The sequence below is a fragment of the Dietzia sp. E1 genome, assembly GCF_014145015.1.
In the GTDB taxonomy this organism is placed as follows: domain Bacteria; phylum Actinomycetota; class Actinomycetes; order Mycobacteriales; family Mycobacteriaceae; genus Dietzia; species Dietzia cinnamea_A.
In genome coordinates this window covers 1-5,251 of sequence record NZ_JAALDU010000072.1, presented here as the reverse complement: position 1 = coordinate 5,251, position 5,251 = coordinate 1, and the positions used below count along the sequence as shown (strand labels likewise).

Sequence of the window (5,251 nt, the reverse complement as noted above, 5' to 3'; positions counted from 1 at the left end):
CGGCGGGGTCACGCCGGCGACCGTCGCGCGGCTGGCGGCCACCGAGCTGGACGGGATCTGCGTGGTCTCGGCGATCATGGCCGCCCCGGACCCGCGGGCCGCCGCGGCGGAGCTGCTCGCGCGCTGGGAGGCCGGGAAATCACTCCCGTCCGAACATGAGCCCGCGTAGCGTCTGAACCGTGAAGAAGAGGACGCCGCTCGAGATCACTTCAATCGAGTTCCCCAGCACCTCCATGCCCGCGACCGCCGAGTTCCTGGAGACCGTGTGCGGCTGGTCGCCCACGGTCTACGGGGCCTCGTTCACCAGCCTCATGGGAGGCGGCGTGGACGTGGGCATCCAGGGCGACATCGACGAGCAGTCCCCTGCCCCGCTGCTCGTGATCCGCGTGGCCGACCTCGACGAGGCGCGGCAGCGGGTCGAGGAGGCCGGCGGCACGGTGACCTTCGGGCCGATCGACTTCCCCGGCGGTTGCCGCTTCCACTTCCGCGAGCCTGGCGGCAACGAGCTGGCCATGTGGGTGGCCCGCTAGCCCGACCGGGACGTCGGTCGAGCCCTCACCGCTTCTGCTCGGAGTAGTCGGCGAAGCGTTCGAGGTCGCGAACGTGTCCTGAGACGATGATGACGTCGTCTGCGCCGATGATGGTCTCCGGCTGCGCGTACTGGAACGGACCGCCCGGTGTCTTGATGCCGACGATGTTGACCTTGTGCCGTCTGCGGGGATGGCAGTAGTCGATCGAGTGGCCTATGACGTCCCTCGGTGGCCGCATTTTGACGATGGCGAAGCTCTCGTCGAACTCGATGAAGTCCATCATCTGATTGGCCACGAGGTGGGCGACCCGGACCCCGGCGTCGTGTTCGGGGAACACGACGTGGTGGCAGCCGATACGGGTGAGGATCTTCCCGTGGGCCTGGTTGATCGCCTTGGCCCAGACCTGGTTGATACCGAGGTCGACGAGGTTCACCGCGACCAGCACGGACGACTCGATCGACGTGCCCACCCCCACGACGGCGGTGGAGAAGTCCTGGGCGCCGAGCTGTTGCAGTGCCTCGATGTCCGTGGCGTCCGCCTCGACGACGTGGGTCAGGGCGTCCGCGTATCTCTGTACGAGTCCGTGGTCACGTTCGACGGCGAGGACTTCGCGTCCCTGGCCGACGAGTTGTGTGGCCAGGGAGATGCCGAATCTGCCCAGCCCGACGATGAGAACCGGGGACTGGCGGCGGGTGCGATCAGCCAATGATCGGCCTCTCTACGGGTAGGCGGTACCTGGTCCGCTGGGCCCGCATGGTCAGTGCGGTGGCGAAGGTGATGATGCCGACTCGGCCGGCGAACATCAGCCCGGACAGAACGTACACCCCCGCCGGCTCGAGTTCAGCGCTGAAACCTGAACTCAACCCACAGGTGGCGAAGGCGGAGATGGACTCGAACAGAGGCCGCCCCAGGTCCTCCCCGGTGAGGATCATCAAGGTCAGGGCGGACACGGATACCAGGGTGAGTCCCATCCCGGCCACGGAGACGGCGACCCGGATCGAGGAGGTGGGCAGGGCCCGCCCGTGGGCGGTGGTGTCCTCCCGACCGCGGGCTTCAGCGAGGAACGCGAGGAAGATCACGGCCAGGGTGGTGACCTTGACCCCGCCGGCGGTCGACACCGAACCGCCACCGACGAACATCAACGCGTCGGTGATGAGCATGGTCGACGCCCTGGTGTCGACGGGATCGATGACGGCGAAGCCCCCGGAACGCATCATCACCGAGGCGAACAGCGACTGCTGCAGCTTGTCGGCCACGCCGTCTCCGCCGAGGGTCGCACCGTTGCTCCACTCCAACGCGGCGAACCCCAGGGCACCGACGAGCATCAGGAGCACACTGACCTCGACCGTGAGTCGCGTGTGGAGATTCCAGCGTCCGAGGTGCCACTGGTGCTTCCACAGCACCAGGAGAACGGGAAAGCCGAGGCTGCCCAGGAACACAGCACAGATGAGCGCCCAGAACACGACCGGATCGTCCGCCACCGGCGCCAGGCCCCCGGGGTCGAGGACGAACCCGGCGTTGTTGAACGCGGACACGGCATAGAACACGGCGTGCCAGAGCCCGTCCCCGAACGATCCGTGGTGGGCGATGAGACGGGGTGCGAGGACCAGCGCGATGACCAGTTCCACCAGGGCGGAGGACACGACGATCGTCGTGATCAGCGATCGGACCTCCCCCAGTCCGCCCGCCGACATCCCCGTCTGTGCGAGGAGCCGCGTGCGGACGCCGAACTGTCTGGTGACCGACAGGGCCAGCAGAGACGAGATCGTCACGATCCCCAGGCCACCGACCTGGATGCCCGCGAGGATCACCACCTGACCCGCCGGAGACCAATGCGTCGCGGTGTCCACCGTCGTCAGGCCGGTCACGGACACCGCGGAGGTGGCGGTGAAGACCGCGTCGTGCAGGTACGCCGGATCGTCGGAGGCGGTGGCCCACGGCATCATCAGCAGCACCGTGAAGACCACGATCGCCGCGGCGAACGCCAGCAGCGCCGAGCGGGCCGGTGAGCTGTACGTGAACGCGCGGACCGCCCGTGCGCCCAAGGACAAGACGCCCGGGATCGTCGAGACCATGTCGAGAGAGTAGACCCGGCACACTCCGCTCGCCGGAGGCGCCCGGGGACAGGCGGCGGACGACCGGCGATGCGCGGCGGGCGGAGTCAGCCGCCCGCCGCGAATCCCTCGGGAACGGCCAGGCGCGTGAGCTTGTCCGGGTTGCAGTGGAAGTACAGGCGGTCCACACGGCCGTCCACCACCCCGACCTGCACCACGCGCAGGACCCCGCGGGACACCACGGCCAGCGCGACCTCGCCGTTGACCTCGACCGGCGCGACCGCTCCCTCGGCGAGCTCCATCGCCTTGACCAGGAAGTACGCACACTTGCGGGCGCCCACGATGTCGCGCCGGGCGGCGTTGACCTTGCCGTTGCTATCCGACAGGACCCGCGCGTCCGAGGTGAGCACGGCGATCGTCTGCTCGAGGTCGCCGGACATCACGGCCTCCACCAGCCGCGTGATCAGCTCATCCGGCGCGGGCTCGGGCGGGCGCACGTCGGTCTGCAGCCTGTGTCGGGCGCGGCTGACCCACTGGCGCACGGTGGGCACGGCGGCGTGCAGCGCCTCGGCTATTTCCGCGTAGGGCAGTTTCATAGGCCTCACGCAGGACGAAGGCGGCCCGCTCGTCGGGTCCGAGCTGCTCGTACGCCAGCAGGACCGCGATCCGCAGCTGATCCCGCTGCTCGGCCAGCTCGGCCGGCAGCAGCGCGGTGTCGACGGGTTCGGGCAGCCACGCCCCGATGTAGTCCTCGCGCTTCCGTCGCCGGAGACGGTCCAGGCACAGTCGGGTCGCGACGGTGGTCAGCCACGCCTCGGCGTTGCGAGGCGCATCCGCCGGGTCGAGCGCCACGAGTCGGGCCAGTGCCTCGTCAGCGGCGTCCTCGGCGTCCGCCCAGGTGCCGGTGATGCGGTAGCCAATCCCGAGCAAGCGCCCGCGGACCCGCTCGAGCGCTACCCGGTCGGGCGGGACCGCGCCGGGCGAAGCGGCCTGCTCGCCGGTCGACGCGCCCGCTCCCGCGAGGACGCCCGCGGTCATCGTGGGCTCGTCGGCTCGAGGTCGCTCGGGATCAGCCCGCGTAGCGAGCCCGGGTCCTTCCGGGTGGCGATCGCTATGCGGTTCCATGCGTTGATGGTGACGACGTCCATCAGCACCTGTCCAGCCCCGTTCTCACCGCGGTAGCGCGCCACCTCCTTCCACACCTCGTCGGGGACGGATTCTTCGCCGTCGATGCGGGTGACGGCGTCGGCGAACCGCAGCACCGCCTGCTCGTCCGCCGCGAACTCGTCGGCGTGGGCGGTCCAGTCCTCGGCGGCCGCGATCCGGTCGGCGCTCCACCCGTCCTTGCGGGCGTCGCGGCGGTGCATGGCCGCGCAGTAGCGGCAGCCGTTGACCGCCGAGACGCGCAGGCGGATGAGGTGACTGTCGTCCCGTGAGACCCGGGCCCGGGTATAGGCCTCGAGCGCCAGCATCGACGTCATAGCGCCTCCGCTGACCTGTGTGCGCTGGTCGTTCCTGCTCTGTGATGTGCTCATGTCTTGTCGACGCACGAGTATCTCGAAACGTGACAGCGCCCCGGGTTCCGGTCAGCCCGCCTCGTCCTGGAGACGCTTCGCGAGCAGTTTCTTGCCCTGCTCGCCTGCCTTGAGGTCGTTCGCCTGGATGCGGCGGAACCAATCGGCCAGCTCGGTGTCACCGGCGGACTCGGCGTCCTCGATGTATTCGTTGAGCTGCCACGCCATCTTGAGCGAGGCTTCCATGACGGCGATGAGGTTGTAGTTCCGATCCTTGACGGGGCTCTGCGGTTCGGTGGTCATTCTGATACCTCCCGATATCGGTCGACTGTCGAACGTGCGGCACCGATGTGCTCGGCACTTTCCACGGTAAGAGCCGACGCATCGCCTCGCCACCGCGGTTGTGACCCACGACACTTCGGTTTACGGTGGCCACATCAACAGACCCGCGCGACGAGGAGGACATCATGGCCACCTGCGATACCTGCGGTAACGACTACGACAAGGCGTTCACCATCACCCAGGGCGACCGCTCCGGGACCTTCGACAGCTTCGAGTGCGCGGCCCACGCCATGGCACCGACCTGCTCCCACTGCGGCTGCCGGATCCTCGGCCACGGGGTCGAGGTGGATGGCACCATTTTCTGTTGCGCCCACTGCGCCGACCATCAGGGAGCCAGCGGGGTCGCCGACCGGGCGTGAGCCGTCCCTCGGCCGTCCTCGTGGACGTCGACGGCACGATCGCCGTGGCCCACGGACGGAGCCCCTACGACGAGTCGACCGTCTCCGCCGACCTGCCGAACAACGACATCATCGCGGTGGTGCGCGCCCTGTACCGGGACGGGCATCAGCTGATCGTGGTGTCCGGGCGCACGGAGGCCGCCCGCTCGGACACGAGTGCCTGGCTGGAGCGGCATCTCGGCGTCCCGATCGACGCCGTGTACCTGCGGGCGGTGGGGGATCGCCGTCCGGACGTCGTGGTCAAGAAGGAGCTGTATCGCCGTCACATCGAGCCGCGGTATCGCGTGTTGTGCGTGCTCGAGGACCGCTCCCGCGTGGTGGAGATGTGGCGAGGTCTGGGCCTGACGTGCCTCCAGGTGGCGCCGGGCGATTTCTGAGCGCGGCACGCCGCGGTTTCCGAGCGCGGCACGCCG

The 5,251-nt window shown here is 69.0% G+C and carries 9 protein-coding genes and 1 pseudogene; 4 read left to right on the top strand and 6 right to left on the bottom strand.

Annotated elements, in window-relative coordinates; all coding sequences use genetic code 11:
• A pseudogene (locus G6030_RS16340) lies at positions 1-145 on the top strand (thiamine phosphate synthase); the annotation flags it as partial.
• A gap of 34 nt (positions 146-179) precedes the next feature.
• A complete protein-coding gene (locus G6030_RS03205) occupies positions 180-530 on the top strand; it encodes a VOC family protein (protein WP_182642181.1) in 351 nt (116 codons plus the stop codon).
• 25 nt (positions 531-555) lie between these two features.
• Here the strand turns inward: G6030_RS03205 and G6030_RS03200 are convergent, their stop codons facing one another.
• The 6 genes from G6030_RS03200 to G6030_RS03180 form a co-directional block, all read right to left on the bottom strand.
• A complete protein-coding gene (locus G6030_RS03200) occupies positions 556-1,236 on the bottom strand; it encodes a TrkA family potassium uptake protein (RefSeq protein WP_063972518.1) in 681 nt (226 codons plus the stop codon).
• Complete coding sequence (locus G6030_RS03195; protein ID WP_182642180.1) at positions 1,229-2,605, bottom strand: potassium transporter TrkG; 1,377 nt, start codon at positions 2,603-2,605, stop codon at positions 1,229-1,231. The genes G6030_RS03200 and G6030_RS03195 overlap by 8 nt, the downstream gene beginning before the upstream one ends.
• Before the next feature lie 86 nt (positions 2,606-2,691).
• Positions 2,692-3,135 carry a hypothetical protein gene (locus tag G6030_RS16335; RefSeq protein ID WP_347238558.1) on the bottom strand — a complete coding sequence of 148 codons (444 nt, stop codon included), beginning with the start codon at positions 3,133-3,135 and terminating at the stop codon, positions 2,692-2,694.
• Positions 3,053-3,622, bottom strand: a complete 570-nt coding sequence (locus tag G6030_RS16330) for a sigma factor (protein ID WP_241724120.1) — start codon at positions 3,620-3,622, stop codon at positions 3,053-3,055. The genes G6030_RS16335 and G6030_RS16330 overlap by 83 nt, the downstream gene beginning before the upstream one ends.
• Positions 3,619-4,065, bottom strand: a complete 447-nt coding sequence (locus G6030_RS03185; RefSeq protein WP_241724119.1) for a carboxymuconolactone decarboxylase family protein — start codon at positions 4,063-4,065, stop codon at positions 3,619-3,621. The genes G6030_RS16330 and G6030_RS03185 overlap by 4 nt, the downstream gene beginning before the upstream one ends.
• 105 nt (positions 4,066-4,170) lie before the next feature.
• Positions 4,171-4,401 (bottom strand): hypothetical protein, encoded by a 231-nt coding sequence (locus G6030_RS03180; protein ID WP_182642179.1) that lies wholly within the window; start codon positions 4,399-4,401, stop codon positions 4,171-4,173.
• Positions 4,402-4,565: 164 nt separating this feature from the next.
• On the opposite strand from G6030_RS03180, the gene G6030_RS03175 reads away from it, so the two are divergent.
• Both G6030_RS03175 and G6030_RS03170 read left to right on the top strand, forming a co-directional pair.
• On the top strand, positions 4,566-4,799 hold the full coding sequence (locus G6030_RS03175) for a hypothetical protein (RefSeq protein WP_182642182.1): 234 nt from the start codon (positions 4,566-4,568) through the stop codon (positions 4,797-4,799).
• A complete protein-coding gene (locus G6030_RS03170) occupies positions 4,796-5,215 on the top strand; it encodes a polynucleotide kinase (protein ID WP_182642178.1) in 420 nt (139 codons plus the stop codon). The genes G6030_RS03175 and G6030_RS03170 overlap by 4 nt, the downstream gene beginning before the upstream one ends.
• The last annotated feature ends 36 nt before the right edge of the window (positions 5,216-5,251 follow it).

What these genes read in the sequence shown, in the direction of transcription:
- G6030_RS03180 (WP_182642179.1), bottom strand. Translation starts at nt 4,401, where the DNA reads ATGACCACCGAACCGCAGAGCCCCGTCAAGGATCGGAACTACAACCTC.
- G6030_RS16330 (WP_241724120.1), bottom strand. Translation starts at nt 3,622, where the DNA reads ATGACCGCGGGCGTCCTCGCGGGAGCGGGCGCGTCGACCGGCGAGCAG.
- G6030_RS03185 (WP_241724119.1), bottom strand. Translation starts at nt 4,065, where the DNA reads ATGACGTCGATGCTGGCGCTCGAGGCCTATACCCGGGCCCGGGTCTCA.
- G6030_RS03195 (WP_182642180.1), bottom strand. Translation starts at nt 2,605, where the DNA reads ATGGTCTCGACGATCCCGGGCGTCTTGTCCTTGGGCGCACGGGCGGTC.
- G6030_RS03175 (WP_182642182.1), top strand. Translation starts at nt 4,566, where the DNA reads ATGGCCACCTGCGATACCTGCGGTAACGACTACGACAAGGCGTTCACC.